Origin of the sequence: Litorimonas taeanensis (assembly GCF_003634015.1) — a bacterium.
Classification (GTDB): Bacteria; Pseudomonadota; Alphaproteobacteria; order Caulobacterales; family Maricaulaceae; genus Litorimonas; species Litorimonas taeanensis.
In genome coordinates, this window is the sequence record NZ_RBII01000001.1 from 1,212,352 (window position 1) to 1,233,124 (window position 20,773).

The window sequence follows — 20,773 nt, forward strand, 5'->3', positions numbered from 1 at the left end:
GCGTTTATTCTGCCGCTAAATCTTGGGCTTGCTTTCGTAGCTGTGATTGCAAATGCGCATTTGAATTAAAACTGCGCAGAATGTTAAACAGCTCCCCTTGCACCTCTATGTCAAATTCAAAGGGCTGTCCGTTCAGAACCTTTTTATTGGTGCCGTCAAAAACGACGGCAAGTTCGACATCACCGTCCAGCGGGCCGTCAACAGAGGCTCTGAGTTCACGATATTTAAACTCGCGCATCGCGTCACGGGCCAGATTTCTGTACTCTGCCGTGTCCTGACGGCGAATAATGTCTAAGGCTTGTTCCTGAGAATAGGTCACGGCGGTGCCTTCATCTGGATTATATCGGATAGTTCCGCCGTCTTTGGCCTCGATAAAGCCCTTATCCACCGTCACTTTGATACCTTCAACAACCACGGGGAATTCGCCTCTCGCGATACCTGTCGCCTCGATTTTTTCATTCCCAAATGTTTTGAGCAGCTCATTAATCGGAATGTCGTCAAGTCGCATAACAACGCGGTTCTGAAGCGCGCCGTAACTCCACGTAAAGGGATCCAAAGCAAAAGCCCCTTCCCCTAATGGCCAGCGCGCGCTCGTAATTCTAACCCCTTCGGGCAATAACTCATACTCTGCCGCCCCGCCCTTCAAGGCAATGCCAGGATTGAACTCTTCTAGCGTCAGGGTTTGAACCCCTTGGCTCTGAAACGGTAAAAGCGAGCTAAGTTTAATTTGCGTATTAAGCCCCTTTACCGGGCCGGGCGGCGTACTGAAATTCATGTTCGTTAAATCCAGAACGCCATCTGATTGTTCTAGGGCTCCATCGGCGAAGGTCAGGTTTACAGTCGCCGCGACGACGCCTTCAACAGAGGTGATTTTACCGCGAAGCGCAGGGATTAAATCTTGTGGCTGAAACCCCCTTGGCTTGAAGACGAGGCTCTCTAGATTAACCTGCGCGCTGCCCGCGCCCTCGAAATAATGATAATCCGATTTGACAATGGCGTTATTGGCGCGCGGTACAACGGCCTCGGCATGGCCTGAAATACCGCTTGTCGTGTAATGCGCTCTCCCCGTCACGGGCCATTGCGGTATATCGGCCATATCCGTTTCAATGACACCGCCCGAATGTTCAATCCAAAAATCATCAGGGGTGCCATTGGCCTTCACGGCGAGGCCTTCAGCGCTGCCTTGCAATAAAGACACATTCAAAGACGGGGTTTCAAAGTCAAAATTCAAAGCGTCTGTTGTGTAATTAATCGCCGCAGAGCCTGTCGGAATATAGGCTTTTGTGCCAGGCATCGGCAGGGTATCAGACGTCATATGCGCCGATTGAAAATCTAATGTCCAATCTTGCACTGCTTTGGTAAAATTCAGAGCCCCATCAGCAACGACGCTATCGGCCTGAATTGCAAAGTTGTTATCTTCGGTTTTATGGAATGCAGAGAATGAAACCGTTTCAAGACCAGCCGCTATTTTCGCTTTATCAAGGCCTTGGGTCGCAAAATGCGGGCCCGCTTTTGATGCCTTAGGCGCAAGTTTGAAAGACACATCCTTTAAAATCCAATCGGTGTCATTGGTCAATTTCGACAAGGTCATTATCGGGTCAGACGGCGTATAATTGAGGGACAAACCATTTTGTCCCAAGGGCGCAAGGTTTAGATCCACGCGCCCGCGCGTCACCAATTTTTCGACATAGCCCATTGGCAAGCGCCCATCGAAATCTATGCCGCCTTGCACCATAAGCCGCCTTGTTTTCTCATTTGAGACATAATTGAGGTTGGCTTTGAAAGGCGCCAATCGTGTGGCTTCGCCATCGGCTTTGACGCGCCAACTGGCCTGGGTAGCCATCTGCCCTGAAAACTGTGTAACGCCTTGTAACTGCCACGCATTTGATGACACGGCGCCCATTCGCGCATTTGTCAGCGCCAAGGGAACGGGGCGGTTCAAATTCGCATTAAAGGCCAATTGCATGGCTTTGTCAGAATGGTTCCAAACATATAGAGGCGCGTCAGCACTGGGCCAGACCTCAAGAGTCTGCTTATTCCGCTGCGTTCTAAACGGAGCCACCAGAGCAATACTTGCCGTTTCGCCGTCGAAGTTGATATCTGCGCGCGTATCAATCGCCGATTGCTCCAATAGGTTTTCAAGGGTCGCCGTCAGGGATGGAGAAAAATGTTGTGCTATAGGCGTCTTTAACAAAGGCTCAGACAGGGTCAGCAATTGCGCCAATTCCTTTGCCCTGTCTTTATTCAAGATTGAAAACTTCTCTGTTGCGAGGCCCAACTGACCTTCAACATGTGGAGAGACACGGCTCTGAGTGCGCCGCATAATCGCGCCAGACCAGTCAAACTCGCTTGTGTCTAAACTAAAAACCCTGTTTTTAATCAGTTCCGCCGCCCCTGTGATGCGCCCGTTAAAATCCATATCGAGCGTATCTATATCTATCGGCAATTGTGTATTTACCGTCAAAGGCCCCACTATGGATAAGGTAGCCTCTGAAACGACTAAGCCCTCACCCGCTAAGCTATCGATTTTTATCAAACCATCTATATCTTTGTTATTTCCATCGACTTTCATATCGAGGCGCGCACTGCCCTCGGTTGTCCAATCTTGGTATTGATAAGACGAAGGTTTTAACAAAAGCGTGGCAACGAATTGGTCGGTCTCTTTTATGTCCGCATTGATAGAAATGATAGGTTCGCCATATGGCGTCACCATATCAAATTCTCCGTCTTCGATCTGCAAACCATATTCTGGAATAGTGATTGGCGCGCCATTTGACTCTTGGTCACGGGGCGGGAGCCAGCCATCAATAATACGGAACTGTTCATCCAACGTAATTTTGGCAAATGGTTCAACCAACCTTAGACGCTTCATACGCCCATTCATCGCCTCTTTTAAAATATAATCCGCCTCTATGCGTTTGGCTTTAAAAAATGGCGAGGGCTCTGATTGATAAGGCTCTGATTGATAGGTCAAAGACACATCGCGCAGGATGACAGCCTCCCGAGACAGGCTTGTGATAGAGAGCTCTGCCTCTATGCCTTGTTCCCTCAGCAGGTTCTTGGCGTAATTTTCAATCAAGCTGTATCGCTGCGTCCAAAAGAAAATAGCCAATAAAATGGCGATGACAAAAAGGACGGCCACTCCCCAAAGCACGATTTTCCAAACAGACCCGCGTTTAGGATTCGGACTCTTGTCAGAGGGGCTTTTTTCGGCGCCGGGCTGGCTCGGTGTTAGCATAGTTGCTTATAGGTCCTTTCCCCGCTCAGGTGAAATAACTTTACGGCAAGAAAAACCCTGCGACTATATAAAAACTTCGTAAGTTTACGGCGCAGTAGAAAAGATTTAACACTTGCTTAGGGGTCATTCTGCAAACTAGGTTAACACCGTGTCTTTGACAGACAAAATACAAACATACTTAAGGTAATTTATGTCCGGCGATGAAAAGTCTAACTTTGACCCACTTCCCCCTAAAAAGTCGCCGCTTGAGGCCGCTAAGTCAGGATTAATTGTGCGCGCCAAAGCCTATAAAGACTATTCAAACACGGCTATTCCGCGACGCAATCGTTGGAAGTTCTTAGGCGCCACAGCCGTTGTCGCACTTGTCGCCGCCATTGCTTTGCCCAATGGTGAATCCGAAGCAGACTCGCCGCCTGCGGTCATGAGCGTGAAAGTCCCCACAGTGGATTTAACGCGTTATGACATGGCGCTCGACTCAGACCCTTTTGACACGCCTATTACGCAAAAAACCCTCGTGGTTAAATCTGGAGATAGCCTCGGCCCAATGTTGCAAAATAACGGCCTGACAGGCCCAGAGGCCTATCGCGTAACGCAAGCCTTCGCCGAAGTTTACAAACCCAGAAATGTCCGAGTTGGCCAAAAATTTGACCTTTATTTCAAGGGACAAACGCTGGAGAATATGACCTTCCGCCCCACACTGGAACAAACTGTTTTTGTGGAACGCAGAGGCGAAAACTACACTGCTCGCGGCGTAAGTGCGGAATTCAAATATGAAACGGTGTCCGTACAGTCCACGATTGAGAACTCACTTTACTTGGATGCCACGCGGCTGGGCGCGCCAGATCGGGTCGTGGCCCAATTTGCCAATATCTATGAATATTCCGTCGACTTTCAACGTGACATCCAACCCGGTGACAGTTTTGAGATGTTTTTTGAAGTCGCCCGTGATCGCAAAGGTAAGATGATAAAATCTGGAGACCTTCTTTACACGAGCTTTTCTCCGCGCGGTAAAACTTCGGAATATTATCTCTATACCGGAGAGGATGGACGCGAGAATTTTTACGACCAAGACGGTAAAACAGCGAAACGTAAATTACGCGCGACACCCATTAATGGCGCGCGCCTCTCATCGAGCTTTGGTCGCCGGAAACACCCCATATTGGGTTATCGTAAAATGCATGCCGGCGTTGATTTTGCTGCTCCGCGCGGAACGCCCATTTTGGCAGCAGGTTCAGGCACAGTAGAACGCGCCAATCGATTTGGAAGTTTTGGTAATTATATACGCATTCGTCATACAGATGGTTATAAAACCGCTTATGCGCATTTGAATGGTTTCGCGCGCGGCATTCGCGCGGGTAAATATGTCACCCAAGACCAAGTCATCGGTTATGTGGGAACGACTGGGCGATCTACGGGGCCGCATTTACATTATGAAGTCATACATAATGGCAAGAAAATTAACCCTCGCCGCTTGTCTCAACTTTCAGGCAAACCATTGGGTAAAACAGAAATGCCGAAATTCAAACAAAGACGCGCAGAAATCGATGCCCTTCGTGAAAAGTCCGAAGTCATCAGACCCGCCGCCCCCATTGGCGAAGTTGTCTTAAGCGTAGAAGCCAGCGAGCCGACACATTCACCCTCGCCTGAACAGCAATAGGTAACGACTTTACGTGGAAGTTGATTCCTTTGCCAGAAGCGCTAAACTCGTTTTATTGCTGCGATTTAGGCACAGTCAAAGGATAGACCCGCATGAAAAATCTATTTAACTTTTTCTTTTCTTTCGACAAATTGTTGAAAGAAAAACTTATCATTCCATTTTTCTGGTTAGCCATTATTGTTTGGGGGCTCGACCTCTTTGCTGAAGGTCTGGCGGCATTGAAACTCGGCCCAATCGCTGGCTTTGTAATTTTCATTAATTCCTTTGCGACAATTCTATTTGCGCTCTTCACGATCCGCCTCGTCAGCGAGATCGCCGTGGCAATTTTCCGCATTAATGACAATTTATCGCCCGATGGCGGGAAGTCTGAAAGCGCGGATATTGATATTATGGCCGAAACCAAAAAAGCGGCAGAAGCCGCCTCTAAGCGCGCGCGTGAATTAACACAAGCCGCAACGGAAAGAACCAAGTCGTCCGTAGATGGTGTGAAGGACAGTATGGAAGACATTTCTGAAACGGTTCAGTCCAAAGCCAAAGCCGCTACAAGCGCCACAAAAACCAAAGTAAGTTCTGCCAAAAAGACAGCGGCATCAAAGACAGCGGCGTCCAAAGCCACCTCGGAAACGGTTGACATAGAGGCGAAAACGACGACCAAAGCGGTTTCTACAAAAAAGGCCCCTACGGCGGTCAAGAAAACAACAACAGCCAAAAAGACCACAGCCGTTAAAAAGACCACGACAACAAAGAAACGCGGCCCAAAACCAGGCACCAAAGCTCTGCGTGATAAAGACGGTAATTTGTTGAAAAAAGACGGTACACCGCGCGCAAAGCCGGGTCCGAAAAAAGCAGATTAAACCTGTTAAGCCTTTAAATAAAAAACCCGCCAAATTGGCGGGTTTTTTTATGAGGTTTTACTGATACGGATTTTACCACCCGCTTCGCTAATCTTTATCTCATCCCCATCAGAGACTCGACCCGCCAATATCTCGCGCGCGAGTTCGTCTTGGACGGATTTTTGGATGACACGTTTTAATGGGCGCGCACCATAAGACGGATCATATCCCTTTTCACCCAACCATGTACGAGCGGAATCAGATAGGCTGAGCGTGATAGATTTATCTTTCAGCCACCCTTGGAGCCGCTTCATTTGAATGTCGACAATCGCGCCCATATGTTCCGGTTTCAGACGTTCGAACAGCAATATTTCATCCAGCCTATTGAGGAATTCTGGACGGAAATAGCTATTCACCTCTGCCATCACACCGACACGCGCCGCATTTACATTATCGCCATCGGCGAGGTTCAACAGATGCTGCGCCCCTATATTGGATGTCAGGATAATAAGCGTATTTCGGAAATCCACAGTTCGGCCTTGCCCATCGGTTAGGCGGCCATCATCCAAGACTTGCAGTAACACATTGAAGACATCGGGATGCGCTTTTTCAATCTCATCAAAAAGAACAACCTGATAGGGACGACGTCTTACCGCTTCGGTCAACGCGCCGCCTTCATCATATCCAACATAGCCCGGAGGCGCCCCAATCAAGCGGGCGACCGAGTGTTTCTCCATATATTCAGACATATCCATGCGTGTAATCGCTTGGTCATCATCAAACATAAATTCGGCGAGCGCTTTGGTCAGTTCCGTTTTACCTACACCTGTCGGCCCTAAAAACATGAAACTGCCAATGGGCCGCGCAGGATCTCTCAGCCCCGCGCGAGCACGGCGCACAGCATCGGAAACGGCCTCGACCGCTTTTTCTTGGCCAACGACACGCGCGCCCAAAACGGTTTCCATTGTCAGCAATTTATCTCGCTCGCCTTCGAGCATTTTTTCAACCGGTACACCCGTCCAACGAGACACAACCGCCGCGATGGTTTCTGAGGTCACAGTCTCAGAGGCCAAAGACGCTGTATCGTCATTCTGGGATTCTAGCTTTTGCACTTTGGTTTCAAGTTCTGGAATATCTTCATGTTGCAAACGTCCGGCCATTTCATAATCGCCGCGGCGCACGGCATCTTGCAGGGCATGCCGGGCTTGTTCTAGCTGTTCTTTTACATCTGCGGCAGAGGCCAATTTGGACTTTTCAGCTTCCCACGCCAAAGTCATATCGCTTGATTGCGCTTCGAGGTCTTTGATTTCCTCTTTGCGATTTTTCAGGCGGTCTTTGGAGGCTTGATCTTTTTCCTTTTTCAACGCTTCGACTTCGATTTTTAATTGTACCAAACGCCGGTCAATTTCATCGAGCGCTTCAGGCTTGCTATCCACTTGCATACGCAGGCGTGACGCGGCCTCGTCCATTAAATCAATGGCCTTATCTGGCAAAAACCTATCCGTGATATAACGGTTTGAAAGTTGAGCCGCCGAAACGATGGCGGAATCGGAAATTCGAATACCGTGATGGACTTCGTATTTTTCTTTCAATCCGCGTAGAATAGAGACGGTATCTTCGACGGTCGGTTCTGTGACAAACACGGTTAGAAAACGGCGCGCTAGGGCTGCGTCTTTTTCTAAATGTTTCCGATATTCATCCAGCGTTGTTGCGCCGACACAATGCAGTTCTCCACGCGCCAGAGCGGGCTTTAAAAGGTTAGCGGCATCCATGGCCCCATCCGTCTTACCCGCGCCAACAAGCGTATGAATTTCATCAATAAAGAGAATGATTTCGCCATTGGCGGCTTCGACCTCTTTTAAAACAGCTTTGAGGCGTTCTTCAAATTCCCCGCGATATTTCGCGCCGGCAATCAACGCCCCCATATCCAAAGCCAAGAGGCGCTTATCGCGGATAGATTCGGGAACGTCTCCTGACACGATGCGGTTCGCCAACCCTTCGGCAATGGCGGTTTTACCCACACCGGGTTCCCCAATTAAGAGAGGATTATTTTTAGAACGGCGGGATAGCACTTGGATTGTACGGCGGATTTCTTCGTCCCGTCCGATGAGAGGGTCGAGCTTTCCGTCGCGTGAGGCTTGGGTCAAATCTCGCGCATATTTTGATAACGCATCATACTGATCTTCAGCGGCATCAGAGGTCACAGGATCATCATTTTTTCGCACAGATTTTATCGCCTCTTGTAGCTTTGAACTCTCTATATCTGACGCCGTTAAAACCGCGTTCAAGGTTTTATCTGCATTTAAGACTGTGGCGAGTAATAGCCGCTCTACCGTAACAAATGCATCGCCTGCGGTTTTGGCAGACTTTTCAGCATTCGCAAAAGTCTTGGCACTCTCTTTTGATAATGACAATCCCGCCCCGCCTTGGACTTGTGGGAGCTTACCAAGTGCCTTCTCTATTTCGGCTTCTAATATCGCCATGTTCCCACCGGCCATTTTCAACAGGGTTTTCGGTAAACCGCCCTGCTCTTGTAAAAGGGCATAGAAAATATGAAGCGGCGTCAATTGTTGATGGTCACGCGTTAGCGCTTCAGTCTGAGCCGTTTGGATGACAGTACGGCCCCGTTGTGTATAGGCTTGGATATCCATGTTTCACCTTAAAATCTAAGTTCGGAAAGCAAACATCTCTTTCGCATAGACATGTAGGATTTTATTCCTCACCTTCAAGAGTGGCCCATAACAAAAAACCCCGACGGTTAAGTCGAGGTTTGAATGTCTTCGCCAGAAAATCTGCTTACTCGGCGGCTTCGACCGCGTCGTCAGATGTTTTTCTTGCTGGCGCTTTGCGGCGGCGTTTGGGGGCAGCCTCTTCTGATTCCGCCTCTGCAGTGTCCACTGCGGCAGCTTCAGCTTTCACAGCTTTAGGCTTGCGCGTCTTTTTAACAATAGCGACTTCGGCTTCAGGATTAACAACCTCTAACCCGTCAGGGGATTTAGGGGTTTCTGTTCCCGTATTCGCTGTCTCATCATCCGTGGTCTTTTGTTGACGGCGGCGGTTATTATTTTGATTGCGATTACGGTTATTATTACGGCGATCTCCGTCTTCGTCATCGTTCTCATTTTCACCGCGAGCCGCACGTTCGGCCTCAGCCTTTTCACGGGCTTCTTGTTTGGCAGCTTCTTGAGCGTTCATCAAACGCAGATAATGCTCTGCATGTTGACGATAGCTTTCGGCTTTTACGCGGTTTCCAGAACTCGCCGCATCGCGCGCCAAAGTCGTATATTTTTCATAGATTGTGCTGGCCGTACCGCGAACTTTCACGTCTGGGCCATTACTGTCCATAGATCGATTACTGTTATTATTGTTTCGATTATTGTTATTATTACGATTACGACCGCGCTGACGCTTCATAGTCTTGTCCTATAAGGATAATGTTCTTCCCCTCGCACGCATCAGCCTCGGATTAGGCATAAATGTCATAGCAATTGGGACTTTAGGCTGTGTCCTTGTTAAATTTCTCCACGAATCTTTTAACGGGACTGTTCTGGCCTGTGACTTTGACGTAGCAAACCCAACCACTATCGCAAAGTCTTTTTTGATTTAAATTTCATATAACCTTTAAATTTGGTATTCACCGCCCACACAGCGATCATGCCCTGCTAGGTCTTTGACAACTCTAGGCGCGACGACCCCGTTCTGTTTGAAAAGCTCAGAAATGCTCGCCCCTTGGTCATATCCAATTTCCACCCATAGAGCGCCGCCAATTTTCAAAAATGGCCGATAATCCGATAGGATTTTACGATAAGCCTCAAGACCATCCTCCCCGCCCCTTAAGGCTAAATCGGGGTCATAATTCAAAACTTCGGTCTCTAGGGCCTCCATGGCCGCATTCGTTATATAGGGCGGATTGGACACTATCAGATCGAATTGCCCGGTAACATTTTCAAACCAATCGCTCTGAATAAGTTCACATCTATCCACGACCTTTAAGGCTTTCGCATTTTCCTTGGCAACGGACAAAGCCGCGTCTGAGAGGTCCACTGCCAGAGCCTGCGCATCCGGCCGCTCTGCCAAAAGCGTTAAGGCAAGCGCCCCTGACCCTGTGCCGAGATCTAAGATTGATGGTGATGTTTTACCCTCTAACGCAGAGAGGCAAGAAAGGATGAGCGTTTCGCTGTCTCCACGCGGCGATAACACATCTTTGGTGACTTTAAATTTGCGCCCATAAAATTCACGCCAACCCAAAATCATATCAAGCGGTTCGCCGCCCAAACGACGCGCCGCAAGTCTCGATAGAGACATCATTGCCACTTCAGAGAGTTCATCTTTTCCGCGCAAGGCGATGTCCGTCAGACTAAAGCCCGTCACCGCCATGAGGAGGTCTAACGCCTCTTCTTGTGCAGCCACAATACCCGCCTTGCGAAAGCGCTCCGTCAATTGGCGCTTATAGCTCTGAACCACATATGTCTGTGATGTATTGGGCGCCGTGCTCATACGCCCGCCTAAAACAAAGCCTTCAGAGCTGCAGAGATAAGTCGCAAATCCCCAGCTCTCGACAAGCTGTGATCTCCCCCCTTTACTAGCGTGCAGGTGACATCTTCGCTCTCGACAGCATCGACGATTAATCGGCTATGGGCCGGCGGTACGACTGTATCATTTGACCCTTGAAAAATCCGAATAGGACAGGATAGCGCGATAGGCCCATCGAGTATTTGCCGCGCTTTACCATCATCCATCAACTTTTTTGAATAGGCATAAGGTTCATCATACCCTGACGTTTCATATACCACGCCATTTTCAATGAGAGCTTTTTCTTCGGCTTCACCCCATTTCGCGCGCCTAAGTTTTTCTGTGAAATCAGGCGCCGGATTGATAAGCACCATAGCCTTAACGCGTTGTTTGCGCTCCAGAGCCGCTAAGAGACTGGCCCAGCCCCCCATTGAAGACCCCACCAAAATGACTTCGTCATCGCAAAGCTTGTCAATGACCGAAATAATATCCGCGCTCCAGCGACTAAGTGTGCCTTCTGTAAAGTTACCATCGCTCTCGCCATGCCCAAAATAGTCAAATCGAATATAACGGAAGCCTTGCTCTTTGGCACAACTGTCCAAATATACAGCCTTTGAACCCATCATGTCAGATTTAAGCCCCCCACACCAAATCACAGTCGGAGAGAATCCCTCAACTTTGCGATAAGCTAATTTTGTTCCGTCAGAGATTTCAAGAAAGTCTGGTGCGTTAGTCATAAAATCCCTCTAAGGTTCTAAATGATGAATGAGTCTCGCCTCGATAACCCTGCCCTGCGCATACTGCAAATCTTACCTGATTTGAATGCAGGTGGCGTTGAACGTACGACGGTAGAGATTGTCGAGGCCTTAACAGAGGCAGGGCATACAGCCCATGTCCTCTCTGCGGGCGGGCGATTAGAAACAGAAATAAAAGCGCTTGGCGGTATATTACACAGCGCATCCATCGGCAGTAAAAACGTGCTCACAGTAATTCCGCGTATTTTGCAAATCGCAAAACTTGTCAAAGCCCATAATATAAATGTGATACATGCCCGTTCACGCGCACCTGCTTGGCCCGCTTATTTTGCGGCCAAGCTCACTAATACGGCTTTCGTGACGACCTATCACGGCATTTATAATGCAAATAACAGCCTAAAGCGTTTTTATAATTCCGTCATGGCCAAAGGCGACGCCGTGATTGCCAATTCTGAATTTACGAAAGCCCATATTCTTAAAACGCATAAATGCGCCCCTGACAAAATCACCGTTATTCATCGCGGCGTCGATATGAAACGCTTTGACCCCATGACTGTCAGTCAAGAAGCCATTACGGCGCAAAGACTTGAATGGGGGACGGAGCGCGATAAGCTTATTGTATTGCCAGGTCGGTTAACCCGCTGGAAAGGGCAGCTTGATGCCATAGAGGCTCTGGCCGAACTGCCAGAATTCTGCCGCCTCATCCTTGTGGGGGATCCCCAAGGCCGTGATGATTATGTCGCCGAAGTTAAAGCCAAGGCCCAAAGCCTAGGACTCTCTGATCGCGTTATACTCGCCGGGCATAGACCTGATATGCCCCTTATTCTCGCCGCCGCCGATATCGTCCTTAGCGCCTCAAATGAGCCCGAAGCCTTTGGCCGTATCGCCGCCGAAGCACAGGCAATGGGCCGCCCTGTTGTTGCGACGGCCCTAGGCGGGGCCTTGGAAACGGTGAAGGATGAAGAGACAGGTTGGCTCGTCCCCGCGCATGATTCTGTAGCTATGGCGAAAGCCATTCGCAAAGCCATAGCTTGGCCAAGCTATGATGGGGGAAAGGCGCGATCTCGCATAGCGCGATATTTTTCAAAAAAATCATTGCAATTACGCACAATTGGCGTCTATCGGGCCGTTATACGGTAGGAAAAGCGCCTTTAGCGCCCGCCTTACCACTTGAAAATTTGCGGTTTTACCGCCATATTCTGACCAACGTTAACAATCTTAGGAGAATTCCGCATCGCTAGACGCCCATTAGCCGCAGCCCCTGCTAAAAAGCCCAAGGGTCCGCGCATCAATCGGGACATTACTTCCCCCAAAGTCCTTCTTATCACTGAGACAGGTGAAAAACGAGGAGTTGTCTCTCTTGAAGAAGCCCTTGCCGCTGCCTCTGCAGCAGGCCTCGACTTAGTAGAAGTCGCCCCCGGTGAAACCCCCGTAACCAAAGTTTTGGATTACGGTAAATTACGTTTCGAAAATCAAAAGAAAAAAGCTGCGAACCGCAAAAACCAACGGACGCAGACGCTCAAAGAAATTAAAATGCGCCCGAATATCGACGTGCATGATTACGGCGTGAAAACGAAAGCCATGACAAAATTCTTTGATCGAGGCGACAAAGTAAAAGTCACCGTAAGATTCCGCGGGCGTGAAATGGCCCATATGGATCGTGGCATGGACCTTTTGGCACGCGTCAAAGAAGACTTTGCCGAAACCGCCAAAGTTGAGTTCGAGCCAAAGACCGAAGGTCGTATGATGACTATGGTGCTAGCCCCGCGCTAGGCCACGCCGTCTTTCGTAAATGTCAGACACTCCCAATTATTTTTTAAAGTTTCCCAATGCGCCGCTTTCGCGGCGTATTTCATATGGGCATTGGCTTTTTGGGGCGCTCATCCTATTAACCCTCCCTGACCTTTTGGCCCTTCCCCTTTTCGGCCTTTTTGATTTTCTACCCGCTGAATGGCAACTCCCCCTAGACCCTAATTTCCCGCGAAGTGGCTATGGGGATTCCCTGATGCTTTGGATCTATTTCATCCCGGCCTTTATCGTCCCATTTCTTATCTATAAATATTGGCATCGGCTCCCGCTTAAACGCCTTCTTACCACGGCCCCCACATTTCGGTGGAACCGCCTTTTAATAAGCTTTGTCATCGTCCTCATTGTTTATGGCAGTTTGACGGCAGTGGAATATGGGTTGGGCTTTGAAGATTTTGATGAAGTCGTACTTCACCCAGATTGGAAAGGGTACCTTATCATGTTGGGTATCATGCTCTTCCTATTGCCCATTCAATCAGCCTCTGAGGAAATTCTTTGCCGCGGTTATTTAAACCAAGGCCTTAGCCAGATAACGAAACGGCCTTGGATAGCCTTTATTATCACCAGTGGGTTATTTGCGGCTTTACATATGGCGAATCCCGAAGCCTATCAGCAAATGCTCCCTTATATGCTGAGTATTTTTGCCTTTGGCATGGCCATGTGTTGGCTAAGTTATGCCGATCAAGGTCTGGAAAGCGCTATCGGTGTCCATATAGGTAATAATTTCTTTGTGTTTACAGTCTTTGGATATGCAGACCCAACTTTGCCGCACTCTGCAATTTGGACAGGGCCAGAGCCTATGATAACATGGCGGAGTGCGATAGAGGATGCCGTACTCATTTTTGCTCTGACAGCTATCATTATTGGGTTTAATCATTGGCGTGAAAAGCAAAACCAAAAGAAAGGTATTTAGGCCCGTATAGCTGTGCTCTACCGCTTGACTGTCTCTGCGCAAACACTATAAGGCCCGCTTCTGAGGTGACTCAGAAACCGCAGTGCTATGGGCTAACAGGCATGCCTATACACTCACAAAGGCTGTGTCGCGCATCGGGTCTGATGCAAGACACCAAATCAGGAGACCGAAATGCCAAAAATGAAGACCAAGTCAGGCGCAAAAAAGCGCTTTAAAATTACCTCTAGTGGTAAAGTGAAAGCTGGCCAAGCCGGCAAACGTCACGGAATGATCAAACGTACGAATGACCAAATTCGTAAATTGCGCGGCACAACAGTTCTTAAAGACTGTGATGCAAAGCGTATCAAAAAATCATTCATGCCAAACGGCTAATCGCCGCCCTTATCTTACTGGAGTAATATTATGTCACGAGTAAAACGCGGCGTCACAAAACACGCACGCCACAAAAAAATTATCGACGCCGCCAAAGGTTATCGCGGTCGCCGTAAAAATACTTTCCGTATCGCTAACCAAGCCGTCGAAAAAGCCGGTCAGTACGCCTATATCGGCCGTAAGCTGAAAAAGCGTCAGTTCCGCGCTTTGTGGATCCAACGCATTAATGCGGCTGCACGTTTACACGGTTTGACTTATGGTCGTTTCATGGATGGCCTAAACAAAGCCGGTATCAACCTTGACCGTAAAGTCTTGGCTGACATGGCTGGCAATGAGCCAGAAAGCTTTAAAGCGCTTGTTGAAACTGCGAAAAAGCACGCTAGCCAGCCGCACACTGTTAAAGCCTAATCCGCTTAATAAACGAGAATTCAAAGCGTCCCATAAGGGGCGCTTTTTTTTTGGGGAAACAAAAGGGATGCCCCATAGGAAAGATTTAAACTGCCTAAGGGTGATAAATTATAGTTACGCATTGATGATTGTAAAAATAACCGTTTCGTAATCATCGTCTTCTAAGAAAATAATCAGTTTTCTAGATAGGGCGAAATTATAAAATTTCTCATGCCATATGAGCGCTTGCTACGCGCAGCAGACGACACGGGAGCCGCTGACCTGCTGAAGGCTCGTACTGTCTATATTATTGGCTGGGTCTTTATCGCGTCACAGATCGTCAACCTGATCTTTATGACCTATACCTATGGCGGCTGGACGCATGACCATTGGATTTCTATCATTGCCTCAGCCTGCGTTATTGGCGCGACTTACCTCATTCGGTATTATAAAAACTTCTCTGTCTATGCGGGGTTCTGTTCTGGCCTTATATTACTTGGAATTGGCGCTTCGGCTTACCCGGATCACATCGGCATCAACACAGCCATGTTACCCCTGTTAGTGGTGGGCGCCATCATCAATGGTACGATTGGGAATTGGCGCCTCGTCGCTATATTTGGCGTCATCAATACAGCCTTCATTTGGTATCTTTATTATATTTCATCACAGGCCCCACCCACTCTCCCAGCTAATCCAATTCTTTATGACGGGCAAAATTTCCAACGCGCCATTCAATGTACAATTGCCTTGCTCATTATTTCGACGATTATGGCGCTGTACTCTCTCAGTATCGCCTATATTTTCTCTCTGATGGAGAAACATGTTCGCCTCGCAAAAGAAGCTAATCATGCAAAATCTAGCTTTTTGGCGAATATGAGCCATGAGCTTCGCACACCTCTTAATGGCGTCATAGGTATGGCGGGGCTTTTGCTTAAAACAGATTTGGATCCAAAGCAGAGACAATATTCAGAAATCATTGAGGGGTGTAGTGATGGCCTCGTCACGATTATCAATGATGTGTTGGATTTATCAAAACTTGATGCAGGCAAAATTGTCTTGAAAGACGCGCCTCTGAATTTAGCAAAAATTCTCAATGACCTTGTTCAATTGCATCACCCTGCCTCTTTGGGAAAAGGAATTTCATTAGGCCTACATTATGACCCTTATGTTCCGACGATGTTTATTGGGGATGAAAGCCGTCTCAGACAAATCGCCAATAATCTGATTGGCAATGCGGTGAAGTTTACGAAAGAAGGCCGTATAGATATCTTTGTCAAAGGCATGAGCCGTAATTTAGATGTTTTCGATTTGTATCTTTATGTACGCGATACAGGGATTGGCATTTCCGAAGAGCATACTGAGCGCGTTTTCAAACGCTTTGAGCAAGTCGATAATCGCCATTCAACACAGACCCAAGGCACAGGCTTGGGCCTTTCGATTACCAAAGGGATGGTCGAAGCCATGGGGGGATCAATCAATCTAGAAAGCCGATTGAATTATGGCACCATGTTCACCGTCCACATCCCCTTGCCATTGATGAAAGCCGAAGAAAACACAAAGCCGAACACAGCGCCGAACACAGATAAAACTACAGCAGACATAAAGGCCTCAGGAGCGCCGATTTCGCCGCATATACACGCCCAAAAAATCGCATAAGCAAAAGCTTGGGCAAGGCTATCTGTATGAAAAGCTTAAAAATTATAGCGAATACTGGCCCTTATTTGCCTTGGCTCTACGGAATGAAAATGAATGTCTTCCACAGGCTGCGCTTCGCCTGCTAATTGGGATTCAAATAAATAGCTAATATCGGAATCTTTTGCGTCCAAGACATTCAAAAGCTCTAGGCCAAAGGTCACATCGTGCAAATCATAATGCGCGGAAAAATTGACCAAGGTTGTCGGCTCTGAACGCGTGCTATTGTCTTCTATCAAAGGAGCCGCCCCAAAATGACGAAGGCGCGTATTCAGAGTGAGCTTGTCAAACTTCATCAATGCGCCGCCTGATAATACCGTCTCTACGGCACCGGGAATTCTATCTGCAATCGCGACATCAGAGAAACGCGCATCGGTATAGGCGCCCCCTACATCCAGAACGAGCCAATCATTGGGTAACCAGAATATATTGCCCTCAACACCCAAACGTTCTGTCGCATCATTGGCTTCGGTTGTGCCCGCATCGCCAACGAATACTAATTCAGAATCAAGCTCTAAGTAAAAGGCGGCCGCGTTTAAACGAAAGTCACCCTTTTCGAGTCTAAAGCCTATTTCTTGGCCTTTTGATTTCACCAGCAAGGGTACTGTATCAACGGGGTCAAGGGTAACAGGGTCCACTGAAATTGTTGTGCCGCGCACATCATTGGAGTGAAAGCCTTGCCCGTAATTAGCGTAAAGTTCCAGATTAGGCGCGGCCTGCCACGCAAGGCCCAAGCTCGGCGATAAGAGCGTATCATCGCTTTCGCCGCCATTTTGCGCAAGAGACAAGGCCTCGACATCCGCTTTGAAATAATTCCCCCGAATCCCGCCATTCACGCGTAAGCTATTGGTGAGGGCATATTCCACTTCACCCCAAATTGCGGCGCTCGTCTCTTTGACTTTATCTTGGCGAACCGTAGAGAGGCGCTCGCGCCCGGCGGTATTAAATAAACCTAATTCGCCAATATTATCACGGCGGAACTCTGCACCTGTACTCAGTGTAAGATTATCCCACAATTGACGGCTATGATTTACTGAGCCCCCAAAATATTGGCGACTATCACGCTGTTCAAACTCATCCCCATTAACTGGGTCATTTAAGAAATAAGTAAAGTTAGAAAACAAAGAGAGATCATAATCTACTATGTATAAATTTATATTCGTCTCGGCGCCGCTACTTGAAAAAATCTGACTGTCAAACCCCAGAGAGGCACGATGTGTTTCACCGCCTAAATCATCATCGATAAAGCCATATCTGTCGATTGTACCTTCCTGCACCGCTCTTAATGGAATTTGATCCGTCGCCGTCCAATCGCTTTGATAATAACTAGCGCTCAAGACAGAGCGGCTAAGACCGCCCACATGGATGAGTTTGGCCAGACCGTTAAACTTCTTCAAATCCTGATCCAGATCCCAAGGCCCGTCATAGCGCTGTATTTCTCCCCCTAAGAGGAGACTTGTTCTCTCCGAGAGCTGCTGCGTACCCGCCGCCACGCCGCGCAGATAACCATATTCCCCCGCCGTCAGTTGAAGAAAATTATGATCGAGGCTTTCTCGTGTCAGATATTGCGCCGAACCCGCAGTAGAGAAATCCCCTACTTGCGCGGAATAAGGCCCCTTACGGTAGTCCACTCTCTCAACAAGTTCAGGAATAACAAAGTTCAGATCAAGATAACCTTGCCCATGCCCGTGGGTGCGAAGGTTGACGGGCACGCCGTCAACGCTGGCTGAAAAATCAGTCCCGTGATCAAGGTTAAACCCCCGCAGAAAATACTGATTGGATTTCCCCTCACCTGAATGTTGTGTGGCCACAGCCCCGGGGATGACTTCCACTAACTCGCCTGAACGACTCAGCGGTCGGTTTTCGAAATCCGAATAGCCAACAGTGCCCTCTGAGGCTGTCTTGGCTTCGCCGATCTTATCCAGAGCCCGCCCATATACGACAACTTCATCAACCCTGTGAAGCAAGTCATCATGGGCAAAGGCGGGTTGGGACAATAACCCCACCATTAAGCCAAGGCTTGAGACGCTTTTCAGAGAAAGTTTCTGATGAAAATATGGTGGTTTTGTAAAAGTCATGGCTCTCTTTATATCGATATCTGACAGGGGTATCCCTCTAATTCAGATACGACAGAAAGAGAATAAGAGTTGCGTCACAACTTCATTTATTTTGATTGATTATCTGTATTTTATAAATCGGCCAAAACAATTTGAAATTACAAACAATTAAACTTCGCAACACCTTATGCAGGTGTTCAAACATAATCCTAGCTTACGCTTTGAACGGGCTTATCCGCAGCGAATAAGCTTGCTTGACACTTCCGCCAGTTTTCAATAAACGCCCCTTAATTCAGCGCAGATTTATTCCTGCGCTCCGCGCTGTGCGAGATGCAGACGGGGTCCCGTGGTCGACGTGTTACGTTCACCGCGGCTCTTGTGCATTGGGCATTGCTAATTTTGAGGTGAACATTTGTTCGACACATTAGGTGATAAGCTTGGTAATGTCTTTGACAATCTGACAGGGCGCGGCGCTCTATCAGAGAAAGACGTTAATGCCGCTATGCGTGAAATCCGCGTCGCCTTGCTAGAAGCTGACGTGGCCCTGCCCGTTGTTAAAACCTTCGTCGAAAAAATTCGCCGCGAAGCCGTTGGCGAAAAGGTTATTAAATCAATCAAGCCCGGCCAGATGGTCGTTAAAATCGTCAATGACGCCCTTATCGACATGCTTGGCGGTACGCTCTCTGATGAAGACGCTGATAAAGAAGAAGCGGCCAAGGCCACACATCTTAACCTTTCAGGTCGTCCGCCCGTTGCCATTCTTATGGCGGGCCTTCAAGGTTCTGGTAAAACCACGACATCGGGTAAAATCGCGCTTTACCTAAAAAAGGCGTTTAAAAAGAAAATCCTTCTTGCCTCGCTGGATACGAATCGCCCTGCCGCGATGGAACAGCTCGGTATGCTGGCTAAGCAAGCCGATGTTGGTTTCTTACCTATTATCAAGGGGCAAAGCGCCCTCGAGATCGCCAAACGCGCCATGAGCGAAGGCGCCAAGGGCGGGTATGACGTTGTCTTCCTCGATACGGCGGGCCGCACCACCATCAATGATGAGTTGATGGACGAAGTTGAGGCTATCGCCAAGGAAACGCAGCCTATTGAAACCCTTCTGGTCGCAGATAGCCTGACGGGCCAAGATGCTGTTGAAACGGCCAAGCGCTTCCATGAGCGCCTGCCGCTTACAGGTCTTGTCCTGACTCGGATTGACGGCGACGGTCGCGGCGGTGCGGCGCTCTCTATGCGCGCCGTTACAGGTCTACCCATTAAATTCCTAGGTACAGGCGAGAAATTAGACGGGCTAGAAGCCTTTGACGCAGAACGCCTTGCAGGACGTATTTTAGGGCAAGGCGATATCGTTTCGCTTGTCGAACGCGCCTCAGAAGTCATCGACCAAAAAGAAGCCGAACGCGCCGCAGAGAAAATGCGCAAAGGCCAATTTGATTTGGATGATCTCGCCAAACAACTTGGTCAAATGCAGAAAATGGGCGGCATGGGCGGCCTGATGAAATTAATGCCCGGCATGGGCAAAATGAAGAAACAAATCGACGCGGCTGGCGGGATTGATGATCATCTTTTGAAACAGCAACAGGCGATTATTTTCTCCATGACGCCAGAAGAGCGTCGTAACCCTGCCCTGATGAAGGCTTCGCGCAAAAAGCGCATCGCCGCCGGTTCAGGCATGAGTGTGCAAGAAGTGAACAAGGTCATCAAAATGCACCGCCAAATGTCTGATATGATGAAGAAAATGGGCAAAGGCGGCATGGCCGGCCTAATGCAGCAAATGGGCGGTATGCCTGGCATGCCCAAAATGCCCGGCGGTATGATGCCCGGTAAAGGCATGGGCGGCATGCCTAACCCTGCAGATATGTCCCCAGAACAACTCGAAGAGCTAAAAAAATCCCTGCCAGCCGGCCTTGGTAAGCTCCCTGGCCTTGGTGGTCTGGGCGGCGGGGGGCCGAAACTCCCCGGCCTTGGCGGCGGCCTTCCGGGATTAGGCGCCAACCCCTTTGGTAAAAAGAAATAGAAACAGAATTCAACCGATTGCTAGATTAAAAGGAAAAACATCATGGCTCTCAAACTAAGACTGGCCCGTCACGGCGCCAAAAAACGTCCTTACTACCGCATCGTTGCTGCGGATTCTCGCGCGCCGCGTGATGGTCGTTTCATCGACATCGTCGGTCGTTACAACCCAATGCTTCCAAAAGACTCAGAAGACCGCGTACAGTTAGACGTCGAAAAGTGTAAAGAATGGCTTTCAAAAGGCGCACAGCCAACAGAGCGCGTTGCACGTTTTCTTGGCGCCGCTGGCCTTTGGGAATGGAAAGCTGGAAACAATCCTCAAAAAGGTAAGCCTGGCCAAAAAGCTGTAGAGCGAGAAGAAGAGCGTAAAGAGAAAGCTGAAGCCCGCGCCGCCGCCGAAGCAGAAGCAAAAGAAGCCGCTGCTGAAGCTAAAAAAGCAGCTGAAGCGGCTGCAAAAGAAGCCACTGAAGCCGCGCCTGCTGAAGAAGCGCCTGCTGAAGAAGCTAAATCAGAAGAATAGTCTTTTGATAGTTTT

The 20,773-nt window shown here is 48.7% G+C and carries 16 protein-coding genes; 10 read left to right on the forward strand and 6 right to left on the reverse strand.

Translation table 11 applies throughout. From position 1 onward, the window contains the following. Positions 1 to 4: 4 nt before the first annotated feature. Positions 5 to 3,238: an intermembrane phospholipid transport protein YdbH family protein gene (locus tag DES40_RS05660; protein ID WP_121099549.1), complete on the reverse strand. Its 3,234-nt coding sequence runs from the start codon at positions 3,236 to 3,238 to the stop codon at positions 5 to 7. A gap of 190 nt (positions 3,239 to 3,428) precedes the next feature. On the opposite strand from DES40_RS05660, the gene DES40_RS05665 reads away from it, so the two are divergent. After that, on the forward strand, positions 3,429 to 4,895 hold the full coding sequence (locus tag DES40_RS05665; protein WP_121099550.1) for a M23 family metallopeptidase: 1,467 nt from the start codon (positions 3,429 to 3,431) through the stop codon (positions 4,893 to 4,895). Positions 4,896 to 4,987: 92 nt separating this feature from the next. Next, the gene (locus DES40_RS05670) at positions 4,988 to 5,749 is read left to right on the forward strand and encodes a DUF4282 domain-containing protein (protein WP_121099551.1); all 762 of its coding nucleotides are present in this window, start codon (positions 4,988 to 4,990) and stop codon (positions 5,747 to 5,749) included. Positions 5,750 to 5,796: 47 nt separating this feature from the next. Here the strand turns inward: DES40_RS05670 and clpB are convergent, their stop codons facing one another. The 4 genes from clpB to DES40_RS05690 form a co-directional block, all read right to left on the reverse strand. Next, positions 5,797 to 8,379, reverse strand: a complete 2,583-nt coding sequence (gene clpB, locus DES40_RS05675; protein ID WP_121099552.1) for an ATP-dependent chaperone ClpB — start codon at positions 8,377 to 8,379, stop codon at positions 5,797 to 5,799. Between the two features lie 145 nt (positions 8,380 to 8,524). Then, entirely contained in the window at positions 8,525 to 9,142 is a 618-nt protein-coding gene (locus DES40_RS05680; RefSeq protein ID WP_121099553.1) for a DUF4167 domain-containing protein, read from the reverse strand. 207 nt (positions 9,143 to 9,349) lie between these two features. After that, positions 9,350 to 10,225 carry a peptide chain release factor N(5)-glutamine methyltransferase gene (gene prmC, locus DES40_RS05685; protein ID WP_121099554.1) on the reverse strand — a complete coding sequence of 292 codons (876 nt, stop codon included), beginning with the start codon at positions 10,223 to 10,225 and terminating at the stop codon, positions 9,350 to 9,352. An 8-nt stretch (positions 10,226 to 10,233) separates the two neighbouring features. Beyond that, positions 10,234 to 10,977 (reverse strand): alpha/beta fold hydrolase, encoded by a 744-nt coding sequence (locus DES40_RS05690; protein ID WP_121099555.1) that lies wholly within the window; start codon positions 10,975 to 10,977, stop codon positions 10,234 to 10,236. Positions 10,978 to 10,998: 21 nt separating this feature from the next. Here DES40_RS05690 and DES40_RS05695 point away from each other — a divergent pair, with 21 nt between their 5' ends. The 6 genes from DES40_RS05695 to DES40_RS05720 all read left to right on the forward strand — a co-directional run bounded on the left by DES40_RS05695 (position 10,999) and on the right by DES40_RS05720 (position 16,129). Next, on the forward strand, positions 10,999 to 12,135 hold the full coding sequence (locus DES40_RS05695; RefSeq protein WP_233345445.1) for a glycosyltransferase family 4 protein: 1,137 nt from the start codon (positions 10,999 to 11,001) through the stop codon (positions 12,133 to 12,135). Between the two features lie 93 nt (positions 12,136 to 12,228). Beyond that, positions 12,229 to 12,768, forward strand: coding sequence for a translation initiation factor IF-3 (gene infC / locus DES40_RS05700; protein ID WP_121099556.1), 540 nt, complete (start codon positions 12,229 to 12,231; stop codon positions 12,766 to 12,768). Positions 12,769 to 12,787: 19 nt separating this feature from the next. Beyond that, positions 12,788 to 13,714 (forward strand): CPBP family intramembrane glutamic endopeptidase, encoded by a 927-nt coding sequence (locus tag DES40_RS05705; protein ID WP_121099557.1) that lies wholly within the window; start codon positions 12,788 to 12,790, stop codon positions 13,712 to 13,714. 171 nt (positions 13,715 to 13,885) lie between these two features. Beyond that, the gene (gene rpmI, locus DES40_RS05710; protein ID WP_121099558.1) at positions 13,886 to 14,086 is read left to right on the forward strand and encodes a 50S ribosomal protein L35; all 201 of its coding nucleotides are present in this window, start codon (positions 13,886 to 13,888) and stop codon (positions 14,084 to 14,086) included. A 30-nt stretch (positions 14,087 to 14,116) separates the two neighbouring features. Further along, positions 14,117 to 14,494, forward strand: coding sequence for a 50S ribosomal protein L20 (rplT, locus tag DES40_RS05715; protein ID WP_121099559.1), 378 nt, complete (start codon positions 14,117 to 14,119; stop codon positions 14,492 to 14,494). A 210-nt stretch (positions 14,495 to 14,704) separates the two neighbouring features. Next, on the forward strand, positions 14,705 to 16,129 hold the full coding sequence (locus DES40_RS05720) for a sensor histidine kinase (protein ID WP_121099560.1): 1,425 nt from the start codon (positions 14,705 to 14,707) through the stop codon (positions 16,127 to 16,129). 35 nt (positions 16,130 to 16,164) lie between these two features. Here DES40_RS05720 and DES40_RS05725 read toward each other — a convergent pair whose 3' ends face one another. After that, positions 16,165 to 18,243, reverse strand: a complete 2,079-nt coding sequence (locus DES40_RS05725; RefSeq protein WP_121099561.1) for a TonB-dependent receptor — start codon at positions 18,241 to 18,243, stop codon at positions 16,165 to 16,167. Positions 18,244 to 18,634: 391 nt separating this feature from the next. Here DES40_RS05725 and ffh point away from each other — a divergent pair, with 391 nt between their 5' ends. Continuing rightward, on the forward strand, positions 18,635 to 20,242 hold the full coding sequence (gene ffh / locus DES40_RS05730) for a signal recognition particle protein (RefSeq protein WP_121099562.1): 1,608 nt from the start codon (positions 18,635 to 18,637) through the stop codon (positions 20,240 to 20,242). A gap of 42 nt (positions 20,243 to 20,284) precedes the next feature. Beyond that, on the forward strand, positions 20,285 to 20,758 hold the full coding sequence (rpsP, locus tag DES40_RS05735) for a 30S ribosomal protein S16 (RefSeq protein WP_121099563.1): 474 nt from the start codon (positions 20,285 to 20,287) through the stop codon (positions 20,756 to 20,758). The last annotated feature ends 15 nt before the right edge of the window (positions 20,759 to 20,773 follow it).

Bases quoted from the DNA above. Each gene is read 5' to 3' on its own strand.
- DES40_RS05660 (WP_121099549.1), bottom strand. From the start codon at position 3,238: ATGCTAACACCGAGCCAGCCCGGCGCCGAAAAAAGCCCCTCTGACAAG.
- DES40_RS05665 (WP_121099550.1), top strand. From the start codon at position 3,429: ATGTCCGGCGATGAAAAGTCTAACTTTGACCCACTTCCCCCTAAAAAG.
- DES40_RS05670 (WP_121099551.1), top strand. From the start codon at position 4,988: ATGAAAAATCTATTTAACTTTTTCTTTTCTTTCGACAAATTGTTGAAA.
- clpB (WP_121099552.1), bottom strand. From the start codon at position 8,379: ATGGATATCCAAGCCTATACACAACGGGGCCGTACTGTCATCCAAACG.
- DES40_RS05680 (WP_121099553.1), bottom strand. From the start codon at position 9,142: ATGAAGCGTCAGCGCGGTCGTAATCGTAATAATAACAATAATCGAAAC.
- prmC (WP_121099554.1), bottom strand. From the start codon at position 10,225: ATGAGCACGGCGCCCAATACATCACAGACATATGTGGTTCAGAGCTAT.
- DES40_RS05690 (WP_121099555.1), bottom strand. From the start codon at position 10,977: ATGACTAACGCACCAGACTTTCTTGAAATCTCTGACGGAACAAAATTA.
- DES40_RS05695 (WP_233345445.1), top strand. From the start codon at position 10,999: ATGATGAATGAGTCTCGCCTCGATAACCCTGCCCTGCGCATACTGCAA.
- DES40_RS05705 (WP_121099557.1), top strand. From the start codon at position 12,788: ATGTCAGACACTCCCAATTATTTTTTAAAGTTTCCCAATGCGCCGCTT.
- rpmI (WP_121099558.1), top strand. From the start codon at position 13,886: ATGCCAAAAATGAAGACCAAGTCAGGCGCAAAAAAGCGCTTTAAAATT.
- rplT (WP_121099559.1), top strand. From the start codon at position 14,117: ATGTCACGAGTAAAACGCGGCGTCACAAAACACGCACGCCACAAAAAA.
- DES40_RS05720 (WP_121099560.1), top strand. From the start codon at position 14,705: ATGCCATATGAGCGCTTGCTACGCGCAGCAGACGACACGGGAGCCGCT.
- DES40_RS05725 (WP_121099561.1), bottom strand. From the start codon at position 18,243: ATGACTTTTACAAAACCACCATATTTTCATCAGAAACTTTCTCTGAAA.
- rpsP (WP_121099563.1), top strand. From the start codon at position 20,285: ATGGCTCTCAAACTAAGACTGGCCCGTCACGGCGCCAAAAAACGTCCT.